11 protein-coding genes are annotated in these 17003 nt (G+C 67.4%); 7 read left to right on the plus strand and 4 right to left on the minus strand.

Annotated features, from left to right (window positions below; all coding sequences use genetic code 11):
• The 5 genes from sphsw_RS16255 to sphsw_RS16275 all read left to right on the plus strand — a co-directional run.
• On the plus strand, positions 1–1258 hold a 1258-nt coding region (locus sphsw_RS16255), incomplete at its 5' end, for an NAD(P)-dependent oxidoreductase (RefSeq protein ID WP_042467571.1).
• A complete protein-coding gene (locus tag sphsw_RS16260) occupies positions 1255–1836 on the plus strand; it encodes a DUF2059 domain-containing protein (RefSeq protein WP_031441543.1) in 582 nt (193 codons plus the stop codon). The genes sphsw_RS16255 and sphsw_RS16260, both read left to right, overlap by 4 nt.
• Before the next feature lie 2 nt (positions 1837–1838).
• Positions 1839–6353: a glutamate synthase large subunit gene (gene gltB, locus sphsw_RS16265; protein ID WP_031441544.1), complete on the plus strand. Its 4515-nt coding sequence runs from the start codon at positions 1839–1841 to the stop codon at positions 6351–6353.
• 323 nt (positions 6354–6676) lie between these two features.
• The gene (locus tag sphsw_RS16270; RefSeq protein WP_031396481.1) at positions 6677–7351 is read left to right on the plus strand and encodes a glutathione S-transferase family protein; all 675 of its coding nucleotides are present in this window, start codon (positions 6677–6679) and stop codon (positions 7349–7351) included.
• A 2-nt stretch (positions 7352–7353) separates the two neighbouring features.
• Positions 7354–7698, plus strand: a complete 345-nt coding sequence (locus sphsw_RS16275) for a tRNA-binding protein (RefSeq protein ID WP_031441545.1) — start codon at positions 7354–7356, stop codon at positions 7696–7698.
• A 34-nt stretch (positions 7699–7732) separates the two neighbouring features.
• Here the strand turns inward: sphsw_RS16275 and pepN are convergent, their stop codons facing one another.
• Complete coding sequence (gene pepN / locus sphsw_RS16280; RefSeq protein ID WP_031441546.1) at positions 7733–10345, minus strand: aminopeptidase N; 2613 nt, start codon at positions 10343–10345, stop codon at positions 7733–7735.
• A gap of 119 nt (positions 10346–10464) precedes the next feature.
• Between pepN and sphsw_RS16285 the strand changes: the two genes are divergently transcribed.
• Together sphsw_RS16285 and sphsw_RS16290 are read left to right on the plus strand one after the other, a co-directional pair.
• Positions 10465–12207, plus strand: a complete 1743-nt coding sequence (locus sphsw_RS16285) for a M28 family metallopeptidase (RefSeq protein WP_052380987.1) — start codon at positions 10465–10467, stop codon at positions 12205–12207.
• Positions 12204–13040 carry an epimerase gene (locus sphsw_RS16290; protein ID WP_031441547.1) on the plus strand — a complete coding sequence of 279 codons (837 nt, stop codon included), beginning with the start codon at positions 12204–12206 and terminating at the stop codon, positions 13038–13040. Before sphsw_RS16285 ends, sphsw_RS16290 begins: the two co-directional genes overlap by 4 nt.
• Here the strand turns inward: sphsw_RS16290 and sphsw_RS16295 are convergent.
• From sphsw_RS16295 to sphsw_RS16305, 3 genes are all read right to left on the minus strand, one after another.
• Positions 12953–13885: a DMT family transporter gene (locus tag sphsw_RS16295; protein WP_031441548.1), complete on the minus strand. Its 933-nt coding sequence runs from the start codon at positions 13883–13885 to the stop codon at positions 12953–12955. The genes sphsw_RS16290 and sphsw_RS16295 overlap by 88 nt on opposite strands.
• Positions 13882–14883 carry a threonine aldolase family protein gene (locus tag sphsw_RS16300; RefSeq protein ID WP_031441549.1) on the minus strand — a complete coding sequence of 334 codons (1002 nt, stop codon included), beginning with the start codon at positions 14881–14883 and terminating at the stop codon, positions 13882–13884. Before sphsw_RS16300 ends, sphsw_RS16295 begins: the two co-directional genes overlap by 4 nt.
• A gap of 116 nt (positions 14884–14999) precedes the next feature.
• Positions 15000–17003: transglycosylase domain-containing protein (locus tag sphsw_RS16305; RefSeq protein ID WP_081874387.1), on the minus strand; the 2004-nt coding region annotated here is incomplete at its 5' end.

The following is a 17003-nucleotide window of genomic DNA, read 5'->3' on the forward strand; positions in this document are numbered from 1 at the left end:
CCACAATCATATCCCCGACTGGCTGCGCCTGACCGCTGAGGGCCGGCTTCGCGAGGCGTATGAGCTCAGCAACGCGACCTCGACCATGCCCGAGATCTGCGGTCGCATCTGTCCGCAGGACCGGCTGTGCGAGGGTAATTGCGTCATCGAGTTCACGGGCCACGGCGCGGTCACGATCGGCTCGGTCGAGAAGTTCATCACCGACACCGCCTGGGAGAATGGCTGGGTCGAGCCGCTGGTCCCCGGCAAGTCTCGCGGCCAGTCGGTCGGCGTGATCGGGGCAGGGCCTGCCGGGCTGAGCGCCGCCGAATATCTGCGCGGCCACGGCTATGACGTGCACGTCTATGATCGTTACGACCGCGCGGGCGGCCTGCTCACTTATGGCATTCCCGGGTTCAAGCTCGAAAAGCCGATTGTCATGCGTCGGGTCGAGCGACTGAAGACCGCGGGCATCGTGTTCCACGAAGGCTTTGCGGTCGGTGACGACGCCAGCCTCGACGAGCTGAGGCAGCGCCACGACGCGATCCTGATCGCGACCGGCGTGTACAAGGCGCGCGCGATGGACCTGCCCGGTGGCGGTTCCAATGGCGTGGTGGCGGCGCTCGACTTCCTCGTCGCGTCGAACCGCAAGGGTTTCGGTGATGCGGTCCCCGCGTTTGACGACGGCAGCCTGAATGCCGAGGGCAAGGACGTCGTCGTGATCGGCGGCGGCGATACCGCGATGGACTGTGTCCGCACCGCGATCCGCCAGGGCGCCAAGTCGGTGAAATGCCTCTATCGCCGCGACCGCGCGAACATGCCCGGGTCGCAGCGCGAAGTCGCCAATGCCGAGGAGGAGGGCGTCGAATTCGTTTGGTTGTCGGGCCCGCAGAGCTTCGACGGCGGCGAGAGCGTGTCGAGCGTCAAGGTGCGCAAGATGCGTCTGGGCGCAGCCGATGCGAGCGGTCGCCGCACGCCCGAACCCGATCCTGCCGGTGACTATTCGGTCGATGCCGACCTGGTCATCAAGGCGCTGGGCTTCGATGCCGAGGACCTGCCGACCTTGTTCGCGACGCCCGAACTGGGGGTAAGCCGCTGGGGTACCGTGCTGGTCGATGGCAAGACGCTGATGACCAGCCTCGACGGCGTGTTCGCAGCGGGCGACATCGTCCGCGGCGCAAGCCTGGTCGTGTGGGCGATCCGCGACGGCCGCGACGTGGCGGCGACGATGCACAAATATCTCAAGACCAAGGCTGCGAACGCGAAGGTCGCGGCATGAGGCTCGGGTTTCTTGGGGCGGTGTTGCTGGCGGGTGCGGTAGTCCCGTCGGCGGCGCATGCGCAGGCACCGCCTGTTGCCGCCGCGGCCCCTGATCCGGCCCGACTCGCAGCAGCGCGCGAATTGATCGACGTCTTGATGCCGCCCGAATCGCGCGCGCGGATGATCGAGGGCATGATCGCGCCGATGTTGGGCAATCTCCAGCAGGGCATGGCGCAGAGCCCGATGTTCAGCAGCGCAATGGCTAAAAATCCGCAGATGCAGGCGCAGTTTGCCGCCTTCATGAACCAGCAGCAGACTCGCACGCTGACGTTGATGCGCGACGGCATGCCGGGCATGTTCGATGCGATGGCGCGTGCCTATGCGCGCCGCTTCGACGTCGCCCAGTGTCGCGACATCAAGGCGTTCTTCGCGACGCCGAGCGGACGCCTGTACATGCAGCAGTCGCTGACGATCATGGCCGATCCTGACGTCGCCGCGTGGCAGCGGTCGATGATGGAATCCTCGATGCGCCACATGCAGGCCGATGTCGCCGAATTCGCCAAGCAGGTTGCCACGCCCGAGCAAAAGAAGAAGTGACGATGACCGACTCCAGCACCGATCAGCGCCAATATCTCGCCGAGCACGGCATGTACCGTCCCGAATTCGAGGGTGATGCCTGCGGCGTGGGTCTCGTCGCCGCGACCGATGGCCGCGCGTCGCGGCGCGTCGTGCAGTCCGCGGTCGATGCGCTGAAGGCGGTGTGGCACCGCGGCGCGGTCGATGCGGACGGCAAGACCGGTGATGGCGCAGGTCTTCACATCGACCTTCCGCTCAAGTTCTTCGACGATGCGGTCGCCGCTTCGGGGCACAAGGTGCGGCCGAACCGGCTCGCGGTCGGCATGATCTTCCTGCCGCGCACCGATCTGGGGGCGCAGGAGGATTGCCGGACGATCGTCGAGAGCGCGATCATCGAGGCGGGCTATACCATCTATGGCTGGCGCCAGGTGCCCGTCGACGTGTCGGTGATCGGCCAGAAGGCGCAGGCGACGCGCCCCGAGATCGAGCAGATCATGATCGCCGGGCCGCTGCCCGAAGAACAGGACGCCGCCGAGTTCGAGAAGACGCTGTACCTGGTCCGCAGGCGTATCGAGAAGCGCGTGATCGCGGCGCAGATCCAGGGCTTCTACATCTGTTCGCTGTCGTGCCGCTCGATCATCTACAAGGGGCTCTTCCTCGCCGAATCGCTGTCGGTCTTCTATCCCGATTTGTGCGACCAGCGGTTCGAGAGCCGCGTCGCGATCTTCCATCAGCGCTATTCGACCAACACCTTCCCGCAATGGTGGCTGGCGCAACCGTTCCGGTGCCTTGCGCATAACGGCGAAATCAACACGATCCGCGGCAACAAGAACTGGATGCTCTCCCACGAGATCCGGATGGCGAGCCTCGCGTTCGGCGATAATTCGGAGGACATCAAGCCGGTGATCCCGGCAGGCGCGTCCGATACCGCCGCGCTCGATGCGGTGTTCGAGGCGATCTGCCGCTCGGGCCGCGACGCGCCGACCGCCAAGCTGATGCTGGTGCCCGAGGCCGCGAGCCCCGACATGCCGCCCGAGCACCGCGCGATGTACCAGTATCTGGCGTCGGTGATGGAGCCGTGGGACGGCCCGGCCGCGCTGGCGATGACCGATGGCCGCTGGGCCGTCGCAGGCATGGACCGCAACGCGCTCAGGCCGCTGCGCTACACGTTGACCGTCGACGGGCTGCTGATCGTTGGATCGGAAAGCGGGATGGTCGTCGTCCCCGAATCGACGATCATCGCCAAGGGGCGGCTCGGGCCGGGCGAGATGATCGCGGTCGACCTCGACGAAGGGCGGCTGCTGCAGGACCGCGCGGTCAAGGATCGCATCTCCGGCGAGGCGGACTATGCCGCGATGATCGGCGAGTTCCACACGCTGGCAGACCTGCCGTCGGTCGAGGACGCCGTGGTCCGCTATGATCGCGCCGAGTTGGCACGACGCCAGGTCGCGGCCGGGCAGACGATCGAGGACATGGAGCTGATCCTGTCGCCGATGGTCGAATCGGCCAAGGAAGCGATCGGATCGATGGGCGACGACACGCCGCTCGCGGTCATTTCGGACAAGCCGCGGCTGATCAGCCAGTTCTTCCGCCAGAATTTCAGCCAGGTGACCAACCCGCCGATCGATCCTCTGCGCGAGCGGCACGTGATGTCGCTCAAGACGCGGTTCGGCAATCTCGCCAACATCCTCGACGTGCGCGATCAGCGCGAGCGCGTGCTGGTGCTCGATTCACCGGTCCTCACCGGTGAGCATTGGGCGCGGCTGAAGGCGCATTTCGGCGGCGCGGTCGCCGAGATCGATTGCACCTTCGATGCCGGCGGCGGCCCGGAAAAGCTGCGCGCGGCGATCCAGCGGATCCGCAACGAGGCCGAGCAGGCGGTCCGCCAGGGCAAGAGCGAGCTGTTCCTGACCGACGAGGCGATCGGCGAGGACCGGGTCGGCATCGCCGGCGTGCTCGCGGTGGCTGCGGTGCACACGCATCTCGTCCGTCGCGGCCTGCGCTCCTATGCGTCGATCAACGTGCGGACGGCGGAATGCCTCGACACGCATTATTATGCGGTGCTGATCGGCGTTGGCGCGACCACCGTGAACGCCTATCTCGCCGAGGCCGCGATCGTCGATCGCCAGAGCCGCGGGCTGTTCGGTGATCTCGATCTGGCCGAATGCCTCCGCCGCCACCGTGTTGCGGTCGAGGAGGGGCTGCTCAAGATCATGTCGAAGATGGGCATCGCGGTCATCTCGTCCTACCGCGGCGGCTATAATTTCGAGGCGGTCGGCCTGTCGCGCAGCCTGGTGAACGACCTGTTCCCCGGCATGCCCGCGAAGATCAGCGGCGAGGGCTATGCCTCGCTTCACGTCAACGCGACCGATCGCCACGAGGCGGCGTTCGATCCGGCGGTCGCGACGCTGCCGATCGGCGGATTCTATCGCCAGCGCCACACCGGCGAGACGCATGCCTATTCGGCGCAGCTGATGCATCTGCTCCAGACCGCGGTCGCGACCGACAGCTATACGAGCTATCTGCAATTCTCGCGCGGGGTGTCGGACCTGCCGCCGGTGTATCTGCGCGACCTTCTCCAGTTCAACTTCCCGGCCGAAGGCGTGCCCGTCGACCAGGTCGAGGCGATCACCGAGATCCGCAAGCGGTTCGTGACGCCGGGCATGTCGCTCGGTGCGCTCTCCCCCGAGGCGCACGAGACGCTGGCGATCGCGATGAACCGGATCGGCGCGAAGGCGGTGTCGGGCGAGGGCGGCGAGGACAAGTCGCGCTTCGTGCCGTACGCGAACGGCGACAATGCGAACTCGACGATCAAACAGATCGCCTCCGGCCGGTTCGGCGTGACCGCGGAATATCTGAACGCGTGCGAGGAGATCGAGGTCAAGGTCGCGCAGGGCGCCAAGCCCGGCGAGGGCGGCCAGCTCCCCGGCTTCAAGGTGACCGAGTTCATCGCCAAGCTGCGTCATGCGACGCCCGGCGTGACGCTGATCTCGCCGCCGCCGCATCACGACATCTACTCGATCGAGGATCTGGCGCAGCTCATCTATGACCTGAAGCAGATCAATCCGCGCGCGCGCGTCTGTGTGAAGCTCGTCAGCTCGGCGGGCATCGGCACCGTGGCGGCGGGCGTCGCGAAGGCACATGCCGACGTGATCCTGATCGCGGGGCATGTCGGCGGGACCGGCGCGTCGCCGCAGACGTCGATCAAATATGCGGGCACGCCGTGGGAAATGGGGCTGTCCGAGGTCAACCAGGTGCTGACGCTCAACGGTCTGCGCGGCCGCGTGCGGCTGCGCACCGATGGCGGGCTCAAGACCGGACGCGACATCGTGATCGCCGCGATCCTCGGCGCGGAAGAGTTCGGGATCGGCACGCTGTCGCTGGTGGCGATGGGCTGCATCATGGTCCGCCAGTGCCATTCGAACACCTGCCCGGTCGGTATCTGCACGCAGAACGACGCGCTCAGGCAGAAGTTCGTCGGCACGCCCGAGAAGGTCATCAACCTGATGACGTTCATCGCCGAGGAAGTCCGCGACATCCTCGCGCGGCTGGGTGTGAAGAGCCTCGACGACGTGATCGGCCGTACCGAGCTGTTGCGGCAGGTCAGCCGCGGTGCCGAGCATCTCGACGATCTCGATCTCAACCCGATCCTTGCCAAGGTCGACGCCTCGGATGCCGAGCGGCGTTTCTCGCTCTCGACCTTCCGCAACGAAGTGCCCGACAGCCTCGACGCGCAGATCATCAAGGATGCCGCGGCGGTGTTCTCGCGCGGCGAGAAGATGCAGCTGACCTATTCGGTGCGCAACACGCACCGTGCGGTGGGGACGCGGCTGTCGAGCGAGATCACGCGCAAGTTCGGCATGTCGACGCTCGCGGACGATCACGTCACGATCCGGTTGCGGGGCTCGGCGGGCCAGTCGCTCGGCGCGTTCCTCTGCAAGGGGATCACGCTCGAGGTGTTCGGCGATTCGAACGACTATGTCGGCAAGGGACTGTCGGGGGGGACGATCATCGTCCGGCCCGCGGTGAGCTCGCCGCTCGCCAGCCAGGACAACACGATCATCGGCAACACCGTGCTCTATGGCGCGACCAGCGGCCGGCTGTTCGCGGCGGGGCAGGCGGGCGAGCGGTTCGCAGTCCGCAACTCGGGTGCGACCGTGGTCGTCGAGGGCTGTGGCGCGAATGGCTGCGAGTACATGACCAACGGAATCGCGGTCGTGCTCGGCGCGGTGGGGGCGAACTTCGGCGCGGGGATGACCGGCGGGATGGCGTTCGTCTATGATCCCGATGGCCTGTTCGCAAAGCGCGCCAACCCCGAGAACATCACCTGGGACCGGGTGAAGTCGCTCCACTGGGCGGACGTCCTGCTCGACCTGGTGCGCGACCATGCGGATACGACCGACAGCAAATGGTCGAAGGGCCTGCTCGAGGACTGGGACCGGGTGGCACCGCATTTCTGGCAGATCGTGCCGAAGGAAATGCTGACGCGCCTGCCGCATCCGCTGGACGACAGCGCGGAGCTGGTCGCGGCGGAATAGCGGTGCTTCCACCACCCCGGCGAAGGCCGGGGCCCAGTTGAAAAGGTCGCAGTAACGGAGCGCGGTGCTTCGTTACCTACGGCCCCCAATTGGGCCCCGGCCTTCGCCGGGGAGGGGGAAAGAAGGGGGTTCACGCGGAGACGCGGAGACGCGGAGCTTGAATCCCCTCGTCGCTTTTCGATCGCGAACGGTGATGAAGGAGCTTCGCTCACAGCGAGCGCAACACCTCCGCGCCTCCGCGCCTCCGCGCGAACCCAATCTTCTTACGCACCGGCAAACCCGCGCTAGTGACACACCCGCCCGATGCCGCCTAAACGGAGGCTATGTGGCAGCTTTATCAATTCCCCTTATGTCCCTTCTCGCGAAAGGTGCGCTTGCTGCTGGGCGAGAAGGGCATCGGCTACGAGCTGGTGCGCGAATCGCCCTGGGAGCGGCGTGACGAGTTCATGGACATGAACCCCGCGGGGCAGACGCCGGTGATGGTCGATGCGTCGCGCGGCGTCGCGCCGCTGATCGATTCGATGGCGATCTGCGAATTTTTCGAGGAAACCGTCGAGAAGTCGGCGATGATCAACGGCACCGCGACCAACCGCGCGGAGATCCGCCGGCTGGTGACGTGGTTCGACACGCATTTCTATCGCGACGTGACCGGCCCGCTGCTCCACGAGCGGATGGTCAAGCGCCTCGCGCACCGCGCCGCACCCGATGCCAAGGGCCTGCGCGAGGCGATGAAGGCGGCGGTGGGGCATCTGGACTACACCGATTACCTGCTCGATCACCGCAACTGGCTCGGCGGCGCGACGATGAGCCTCGTTGATCTGGCCGCCGCGGCGCAGATCTCGGTCACGGATTATCTCGGCGGGATCGACTGGAAGGGGCACGACCAGACGGCACGCTGGTATCGCGGGTTCAAGAGCCGGCCGAGCTTTCGTCCCTTGCTGAGCGAGCGCATGGAATTGATCGCGCCGCCCGCGCATTACGACAATGTGGACTTCTGACGATGGCCGAGCCCGGAATCGCGTTCGACGACTTTGCTAGGGTGGATATCCGGGTCGGGACGATCATCGCGGTCGAGCCCTTTCCCGAGGCCCGCAAGCCTGCGTTCAAGCTGACGATCGATTTCGGTGACACGATCGGGACCAAGCGATCCTCGGCCCAGATCACCGACCATTATTCGCCCGAGACGCTCGTCGGCCGCCAAGTCGCCGCGGTGGTCAATTTTCCACCGCGGCAGATCGGGCCGATGATGTCCGAGGTGCTGACGCTGGGCTTTCCCGATGCCGACGGCAAGGTCGTGCTGATCGCACCGTCCGAGCCCGTCCCGAACGGCGGCCGCCTCTTCTGACGCGGCGCCGTCCGGGCCGAATACGGCCCGGATCCTAGCCCTCGAGGCTTTTCGAGCTCTGCTCGACCATGTCGCGCGACAAGCCGGGCGTGTGCAGGATCCGCTCGAGTTCCGCGCGCATCAGCCCGGCGCGTTTGGCGTCGAACCGGCGCCAGCGACCAAGCGGCGGCAGGAGCTTTGCCGCCGTCTGCGGATTGAGCCGGTCGAGCGCGATCAGATGATCCGCGAGGAAGCGATAGCCGCTGCCGTCGATCGCATGGAAGGCGCGCTGGTTCGCCGCGAACGCGCCGATGAGCGCGCGCGCGCGGTTCGGATTGGTCAGCGTGAAGTCGGGATGGCGGGCGAGCGCCGCGACGACCGTGCCGGTATCGTCGCGCGACGACTGGGCCTGGGTCTGGAACCATTTGTCGAGCACCAGCGGATTGCTGCTGTAGCGCGCGTAGAAGCGGTCGAGCGCCGCGTCGCGCTGTGCCGCCGTCGAGCTGACGAGCGCGGTCAGCGCGCCCTGGCGGTCGGTCATGTTGTCCGCCCCCTCGAACTGCGCGAGTGCCAGTTCGGCGGCGTCGGGGGCGTCGCTCGCCATGATATAGGCGAGCGCGACCGAGCGCAGCCGGCGCAGGCCCTTGCCCTCGGGCGTATAGGCAAAGGGTGCCGAACCGGCGCGCGCATGCGCCTGGCGCCACTGGCGTTCGAGCTGCGTGCCGAGATCGCGACGCAGGCCGTCGCGCGCGCGGAAGATGGCGTCGGGATCGACGATCCGCATCTGGTCGCCGATAAAACTCTCGGAGGGGAGCATCACCGCTTCGGCGATGAAGGCGGGGTCGAGATCGGGATCCTCCAGCGTCCGGGCGACCGCAGCGATCACACCGTCATGCTCCGCCCGACCCGTGCTCGCGCTGGCCACGAGCGTCTCGAGCATCAGCTGCTGCATCGCCTCATACCGCGCGAAGGGATCGTCGTCATGCGCGCTGAGAAAGGCGAGGTCCGCCGCGGTGCGATCGCTTTCGACCACGACCGGCGCGGAAAAGCCGCGATTGATCGACAGGACCGGGCGTTCGTCGATCCCCTCGAACCGGATCGTCTCGCCCGGCCCGTCGAGCAGGACGAGCCGTTCGTCGATCAGCGCGGTGCCCGTGTCGGCGCCGAACAGCTTGATCGCGAGCGGCAGGACCATTGGCGCCTTGTCCGGCTGGCCCGGCGTGGCGGGCACATGCTGCGCCAGCGTCAGCGTCGCGCGCTTGGCCACAGGATCATGCGACAGGCTTGCCGAGAGACGCGGAGTGCCTGCCTGCGAATACCAGAGGCGAAACTGCGTCAGATCGATCCCGCTCGCCTCTTCCATGCTGGCGACGAAATCCTCGCAGGTCGCGGCGGTGCCGTCGAAGCGGTCGAAATACAGATCGGTCCCCGCCCGGAAGTTCTTCGGCCCGAGGATCGCCGCCATCATGCGGATCAGCTCGGCGCCCTTGTTGTAGATCGTCGCGGTGTAGAAGTTGGAGATCTCCTGATAGGATTCGGGGCGGACGGGATGCGCGAGCGGCCCTGAATCCTCGGGAAACTGCGACGCACGCAGGCCGCGGACGTCCTCGATCCGCTTGACCGCACGGCTGCCCTGGTCGGCGGAGAAACCCTGGTCGCGATAGACCGTGAAGCCCTCTTTCAGCGACAGCTGGAACCAGTCGCGGCAGGTGATCCGGTTGCCCGACCAGTTGTGGAAATATTCATGCGCGACGACCGCGGCGATCGCGTCATAGTCGTAATCGGTCGCGGTATCGGGGTCGGCCAGGATGTAGCGCGAGTTGAAGATGTTGAGCCCCTTGTTCTCCATCGCGCCGAAGTTGAAGTCGTCGACCGCAACGATGTTGAACACGTCGAGATCATATTCTCGGCCATAGGTCGCCTCGTCCCAGGCCATGGAGAGCGCCAGCGCCTCGAGCGCATGATCGGTCTTGGCGAGGTCCGCCTTGCGCACCCAGATGCCGAGCGACACCTCGCGCCCCGACATCGTCGTGAAACGGCCCGAATTGACCGCAAGATCCCCGGCGACGATCGCGAACAGATAGGAGGGCTTGGGGAAGGGGTCGTTCCATTCCGCCCAGTGGCGGCCATCGGCGAGATCGCCCTGTGCGACGGGGTCGCCGTTCGCCAGCAGCACGGGGAAGCGCGCCTTGTCCGCCGTCATCCGCACCGAATAGCGGCTGAGCACGTCGGGACGGTCGGGGAAATAGGTGATGCGGCGAAACCCCTCCGCCTCGCACTGCGTGCATAGATTGCCGCCCGAGGCATAGAGCCCCATCAGCTGGGTGTTGCGGTCGGGGGCGATCTCGACCTCGGTTTCGACGACATGCGCGTCGCCCGACAGGGGGATCACCAGCTGCTCGCCCTCGAAATGCCAGTCGTTGACCGCGACGCCGTCGACCATGATCGACAGCGGTCGCTGGCCTGCCCCATCGAGCTTCAGCGGATCGCGGTGGTCACCGTTGCGGGTTACGGAGAGCGTCGCGATGACGCGTGTCGCGGACGGATCGAGCGTGAACTCCAGCCGTGTCGTCGGCACCAGCCAGGCCGGCGCCCTATAATCGACCCGGCGAATGGCGACCGGGGCAGCGATGTCGGGCTGGGCGAGGCTGTGTTGGATGTCGAGCATAGACGTCGAATATAGGGGCCGTCGCGGGCTCCGCCAGCCAAAGCTTGCCGGGCTGTGCTTGCGTGTCGCGGCCGGCGTGCTACCCGGCTGCAACACGTTCGTCTTGCGAGGATTTCGGCATGTATCGGTTCATCGGCGCGCTCTCGGTGCTCGCCCTCTCCACGGCGACGCTGGCGCAGACGTCGGCCCCGCAACCGAAAGCCGCCGCGCCGACACCGGCGGCCGCACCCGCGGCCACCCCGGCGGCAAAGCCCGACCCGGCGATCCTCAATGCACGGCTCGCAGCGCCGCTGCCGGCGGATCAGGCGGCGATGAAGGCGCACGTCCTGTTCCTCGCCTCCGATGCGATGAAGGGGCGCGAGGCGGGCAGCCCCGAGTTCGACATCGCCGCGCAATATGTCGCGGCGCAATTCTATGCCGCCGGTCTGCGGCCAGGTGGTGACGATGCCGGCTATCTGCAGCGCGTGCCGCTGGTCAGCTACAAGGCCGCGGACAAGGGCAGCTTCACCTGGATGCCGCAGTCGGGAGCCGCGCAGCCGCTGGTGTTCGCGGCAGATTATGTCCCCGCCGCCAACGGTGCGAAGGCCGATACCGCGGTGTCGGCGCCGATCGTGTTCGTCGGCTATGGCATCGACGCCCCGCAATACGGCCAGAACGACTATGCCGGCGTCGACGTGCGCGGCAAGATCGTCGCCTATTTCGGCGGTGCGCCGGCGCGGTTCAGCGGCGAGGAACGTGCCTTTTTCGGATCCGGCGGCACCAAGGCCCGGACCGCCGAAAGCAAGGGGGCGGTCGGCGTGATCACGCTCGAAAGCCCGCGGACCGCCAAGGCCCGCCCGTTCGCGCGATCGGCGCAATTCTACGACGCCGCCCGGATGACCTGGGCCAACCCCGACGGCACCGGCAAGGTCGACGCGCCCGGCGCGCCGTCGCTTGGCACGCTGAGCGTTGCAGGCGCGACCAAGCTGTTCGGCGCGTCGTGGAAGGCGATCGCCAAGCAGGCGCGGTCGGACAATGCGAAGTTCAGGTCCGCACCGCTTGCAGGCACGCTGACGGTCGCGACCAAGACGAGCTTCGCGCCAGCGGCAAGCAGCAATGTCGTCGGCGTCATTCCCGGCACCGATCCGGTGCTCGGCAAGGAGGTCGTCGTGCTGTCCGCGCATCTCGACCATATCGGCATCACCCGGCCCGCGAACGGCGCGAAGGACGGCGATGCGCTCAACAACGGCGCGCTCGACAATGCGATCGGCATCGCCAGCCTGATCGAGGAAGCCAAGCGCTTCACGACCAGCGGCAAGGGTTCGAAGCGCACGTTGATCTTCCTCGCGGTCACGGGCGAGGAAAAGGGGCTGGTCGGCAGCGATTATTTCACCAACCACCCGACCGTGCCGCTCGCCAATATCGTCGCGGACGTGAACCTCGACATGCCGATCCTGACCTACAAGTTCGAGGACATGGTGGTGTTCGGCGCGGAGCGATCGACGCTCGGTCCGATCGTCCAGACGGCGGTCGCGGCGATCGGTGTCGGCCTGTCGCCCGATCCGATGCCCGAAGAGGGAATCTTCGTCCGCTCGGATCATTTCCGCTTCGTTCAGAAGGGGATCCCGGCGGTGTTCCTGTGGCCGGGGCAGAAGGGGCCGGGCAAGGCCGCGGTCGCCTATTTCATGGCGAACAATTATCACAAGCCGTCTGACGATCTGTCGCAGCCGATCCTGTGGGATCAGGGCGTGCGGTTCGTTGATGCGAACTACCGGATCGCGCGTGAGATCGCCGATGGCGCGGAGCGGCCGGTCTGGAATGCGGGCGACTATTTCGGCACGCTCTACAAGGGCCCGATGGGTCGGGCGGCGGCCGCGAAATGAGCCGGCTGCTCGTCTTCGGCCTCGGCTATACCGCGTCGCGGATCGCACGCCGCCTGGCCGGGGACGGGTGGCATGTCGTCGGCACGTCGCGCGACGGTCGCGACGGCACGATCCGGTTCGACGACGCCGCCGCGGTCATGACGGAGATCGCCGCGGCGACGCATATCCTGTCCTCGGTCCCGCCCGAGCATGACGCCGACCCCGTTCTGGCGCGCTACGGAGCGGCGCTGCTTAGAACGCGCGCCTGGCTCGGCTATCTGTCGTCGACCGGCGTCTACGGCGATGCCGGTGGTGCCTGGGTCGACGAGACCGCGCCGATCGGCGGCGGACGCCGGAGTGCGCGCGCGGCGGCGGATGCCGACTGGCTCGCGATCGGCGCGCGGACCTTTCGCCTGCCCGGCATCTACGGCCCCGGCCGGTCGCCGCTCGACCGCGTGCGCGAGGGCAAGGCGCACCGGATAGACCAGCCGGGCCAGGTGTTCAGTCGCGCGCATGTCGACGATATCGGCGCGGGCGTGATCGCGGCGTTCGATGCGCCGGCGGGCGCCTATAATCTGGCGGATGACGTTCCGGCGTCGCAGAACGACGTCGTCGCCTTCGCCGCGGCGCTGCTCGGTCTGCCCGCGCCGCCGTTCGTGACGATCGAGCAGCTGTCGGCGATGGGCCGTGGTTTCTATGCCGAGAACCGGCGGGTCGCGAACGGCAAGGCGAAGCGCGTCCTGCGCTGGACCCCGACCTGGCCGGATTACCGGGCGGGTCTGCGGGCGCTGAGCGCGATGACGAGTCCTGCCCCTGCGAGTACCGCACCGGCCACCGCCAGCGTCGACCAGTGATAATGCTCGAAGATCGTCGATAAGATCATCGCGATGACCGGGACGATCACCCCCGAATAGGCCGCCTTGGCAGGCCCGATCGCGCGGATGACGTTGAAATAGAGCGGGAAGGCGAGCGCGGAGGCGAAGATGCCGAGATAGAGGATCCCGGCGATATAGCCCAGCCGCAGCTCGAACACCGGCGGCCCGGTGGTGATCCAGGCGAAGGTCGCGTCGAGCGTCGCGCCGATCAGCATCGCGATCGCCAGCATCGGGGCCATCGGATAGCGTTTCGCAAACGCGCTGCCCTGCATGACATTGGCGATCGACGCGGCCAGGACGCCGCCCAGCGTCAGGGCGATGCCGATGGTCGCGGACTGCGGACCATGCGGATCGACCCGCGCCTCGTTGACGAACAGCAATGCGACGCCCGCCATCGCGACGGCGCACCCGAGCATCAATTGTCGCCCGAGCTTCTGCCCCAGGAAGATGCGGCCGAACACCGCGTTGGGGACGAGCAGCAACGCGAAGACCACCGCGACCAGCCCCGACGTCACATAATGCTCGGCACGGTAGACGAAGTTGAAGTTGAACGTGAACAGCGCGGTGCCGATGATCGCGGCAAAGGCGTAGCCGCGGGCGTCGAGCAGGAGGCTTTCGCGCTTCACCCGCGCATAGATGGCCATCGCAATGCCGGCGATGAGGAAGCGGTAGCTGATCGACCAGCTCGGCGGCACCACCGCGATCTGGTCGCGGATGACGAGCCAGGTCGACCCCCAGATCAGCGTGACGATCCCGAACGGGACCAGCACCGCCGCGCGCGTCGACTGGATCGGGGGTTGCGGCGAACCGGACGGCCCGGTCATAACGACCGGATCGCGTCCGCGAGCTGGTCGACCGGACCGACCGGTGTGTCCCACGCGGTCACCAGCCGGATCTCGCCCGCTGCCCAGTCATAGAAATCGAACCCCTGCGCGCGGAGCGCGGCGGCCTCGTCGGGGGTCGCGCGGAGAAAGACCTCGTTGGCCTCGACCGGATGGACGAGGCGGTCGCCCGCGGCCGCGGCCAGTCGCGTGGCAGCCTGGTTCGCGGCCTCGCCATTGGCGAGCCAGAGGTCGTCCTCGAGCATCGCGAGGATCTGTGCGGCGAGGTATCGCCCCTTTGACAGGAGCAGGCCCGCCCTCTTGCGGCGATACTGGGTGACGGCGGCGAGCTGGGGTTTGAAGAACACCAGCGCCTCCGCGCTCATCGCGCCGTTCTTGACGAAGCCGAAACTCAGCGCGTCGACGCCTGCGCGCCACGTCATGTCGGCGGGCGAGCATCCCGCATGGACCATCGCATTTGCAAAACGTGCGCCGTCCATGTGGAAGCCGAGGCCGCGCTCACGCGCGAGCGCGCCGATCTCGGCGACTTCGTGGGGGCGGTAAACCTGGCCATATTCGGTGGCGTTGGTGATCGAGATCGCGTGCGGCTGGACGCGGTGGACGTCGTCGGGGATCGCGTCGAGAACGGTGCGGATCGTCGACGGTGTCAGCTTCGCGCCCTCCCCATCGGCGAGGAACAGCTTGGCGCCGTGGGTGTAGAATTCGGGCGCGCCGCCCTCGTCGTTCTGGATATGCGCGTCGCGGTGGCAGACGATGCCGCCATGCGGCGGGCACAGCGCGGCGAGCGCGAGGCAGTTGGCGGCCGTGCCGGTGGGCACCCACAGCACCGCGACCTCGGTCTCGAACAGCGCCGACAGGCGGCCGTCGAGCTGCTGGCTCCATTGATCGCCCGCATAGGCGGTGTCGAGCGTATCGGCGGCGGCGATCGCGGCCATGACCTGCGGATGGATCTTGGCGGCGTTGTCGGAGAAAAAGCGCATGGTGAGGACATGCTGCGATGCAGTGATGGCGTCAACGGGCGCTTCGCCTGGGTCGCCCCCTTCGACGTCGTTATCCCGGGGCCTGACTTTCGTCAGGATGACGGCGGGGGATCGAACTACTGCCCCTCGTCAAATCCCGGTTCCTCCTCGGGCGGCCGGCGATCGTCGCGTGGTGGCCCATCCTCCGGTCGATCGCGGCGTGCGGGGCCGACCGAGATCGTCCCGTCCTCGCCCATCTTCAGGTTGAAGCCGAGCCCCTCGATCTCGCCGCCGAGCGGCAGGACGCTGTTGTCCCCGTCTTCGGGGGGCAGTGCATCGGGGTCGATTTCCTCGACCGGCGGCGCGGGGGCGGCGACGGGGGCGATGCCCAGCGCGGACTGCATGAAGTCGCGCCAAATCCGCGCCGGGATGCCACCGCCAGACAGGCCGGGATTCGAACTATTGTCGTCGTTGCCGACCCATACGCCGACCACCAGGTCGCGCGCGAAGCCGACGAACAGCGCATCCTTGTTGTCCGACGTCGTCCCGGTCTTGCCGAACGCATCGACCGTCAGGTTGGCGCTCCGCCCGGTTCCGTTGCGGATCGAGGCGGCGAGCAGATCGAGCATCTCGTCATGGATCTTCGGCGGCAGGGCGGTCGAACCGCCGGTCAGCGACTGATACCAGCCCTTTTCCCGAACATCGGCCAGCCCGCGCGGCTGCACCGGATAGGTCTCGCGCGCGATCGCGGCATAGGCGGCGGTCAGTTCGAGCAGCGACACGGTCGAGGTGCCGAGGCCGATCGTCGCCTCGTTCGGAATGGGCGTGGAAATCCCCAGGTCGCGCGCGGCCTTGATCACCGCCCGGACGCCGACCTGTTGCGTCAGCCGGGCGGCGGCAACGTTGGACGATCGGGCAAATGCCTGGCGCAGCGTGATCGTCCCCTGATAGCGGCCGTCGCTGTTCTTGGGCGTCCAGTCGCCGATCGTCACCGGGCGGTCCTCGATCGTCGAATCGGGTGTCATCCCCGCGCGCATCGCGGCGAGATAGACGAACAGCTTGAACGTCGATCCGGGCTGGCGACGCGCCTGCGTCGCGCGGTTGAACGGGCTCTTGCGGTAATCCTTGCCACCGACCATCGCGACGACCCGGCCGTCGGGGCGCATCGCCACCAGCGCGACCTGCGCCTCGCGCAGTCCGGCGCGCGCGACGGTGCGTTCGGCGGCGCGTTGCAGCCGCGGATCGAGCGTGGTCCGGACGGTCGTCTCGGTCTTCACCTCGCCCGCCTGGTCGCGCGCCTCGGGCAGGATCCAGTCGGCGAAATAGGTGCCGTTGGGGAGTTGCGTCGGGCGGTTCGCCAGCACGCGTTGCGGGCGGACCGCATCGCCCTCCGCTTCGGTAAGGAAGCCTGCGGCGACCATCGCGCCGACGACGACGGCTTCACGCTTGCGCGCACCCTCGAGGTTGGAGGTCGGGGCGAGCCGCGACGGCGCCTTGACCAGGCCGGCGAGCATCGCTGCCTGGCCGACGTTCAGCGCCGCGGGTGTCCGGCCGAAATAATGCTTGGCAGCCGCGCTGATCCCATAGGTGTTGTCGCCGAAATACACGTTCGACAGATAGCGCGAGAGGATCTCGTCCTTCGACAGCCATGCCTCGAGCCAGACGGCGATCATCGCCTCGCGGATCTTGCGCGTCGCGGTGCGATCCGAATCGAGGAACGCGTTCTTCGCAAGCTGTTGCGTGATCGTGCTGCCGCCCTGACGCACCCCGCCCGACCCGAGATTCGCCCAGGCCGCGCGCGCGATCCCGCGCGGGTCGATACCCCAGTGCGAATAGAAGCGGCGGTCCTCGATCGCGAGGAACGCCTCGCGCACGTGCGGCGGCAGCGTCGCCGCGTCGACCGGTTTGCCGATGATCGCGCCGCGCCGTGCGATCGGCGTGCCGTCATCGGCGGTCAGCGTGATCGAGGGCGGGGTCGGCGGCTGCAGTGATTTCGACAGGGGCGCGGTGATCGCCAGCCAGATGATCGCGATCACCAGCAGGATGATGCCGATACCGGTGCCGCGCACGATCCACCGGCCGATCCCGCCCCGCCTGCGCCGCGGTGTTGCGGGCTGGGGGTAGCCATCGTCCTGGCGGGG

The sequence above is a fragment of the Sphingomonas sp. FUKUSWIS1 genome (genome assembly GCF_000733135.1).
GTDB lineage: Bacteria > Pseudomonadota > Alphaproteobacteria > Sphingomonadales > Sphingomonadaceae > Sphingomonas > Sphingomonas aerolata.

Excerpts from the sequence above, each read along its gene's own strand:
- sphsw_RS16260 (WP_031441543.1), top strand. The coding sequence starts at position 1,255 with ATGAGGCTCGGGTTTCTTGGGGCGGTGTTGCTGGCGGGTGCGGTAGTC.
- gltB (WP_031441544.1), top strand. The coding sequence starts at position 1,839 with ATGACCGACTCCAGCACCGATCAGCGCCAATATCTCGCCGAGCACGGC.
- sphsw_RS16270 (WP_031396481.1), top strand. The coding sequence starts at position 6,677 with ATGTGGCAGCTTTATCAATTCCCCTTATGTCCCTTCTCGCGAAAGGTG.
- sphsw_RS16275 (WP_031441545.1), top strand. The coding sequence starts at position 7,354 with ATGGCCGAGCCCGGAATCGCGTTCGACGACTTTGCTAGGGTGGATATC.
- pepN (WP_031441546.1), bottom strand. The coding sequence starts at position 10,345 with ATGCTCGACATCCAACACAGCCTCGCCCAGCCCGACATCGCTGCCCCG.
- sphsw_RS16285 (WP_052380987.1), top strand. The coding sequence starts at position 10,465 with ATGTATCGGTTCATCGGCGCGCTCTCGGTGCTCGCCCTCTCCACGGCG.
- sphsw_RS16290 (WP_031441547.1), top strand. The coding sequence starts at position 12,204 with ATGAGCCGGCTGCTCGTCTTCGGCCTCGGCTATACCGCGTCGCGGATC.
- sphsw_RS16295 (WP_031441548.1), bottom strand. The coding sequence starts at position 13,885 with ATGACCGGGCCGTCCGGTTCGCCGCAACCCCCGATCCAGTCGACGCGC.
- sphsw_RS16300 (WP_031441549.1), bottom strand. The coding sequence starts at position 14,883 with ATGCGCTTTTTCTCCGACAACGCCGCCAAGATCCATCCGCAGGTCATG.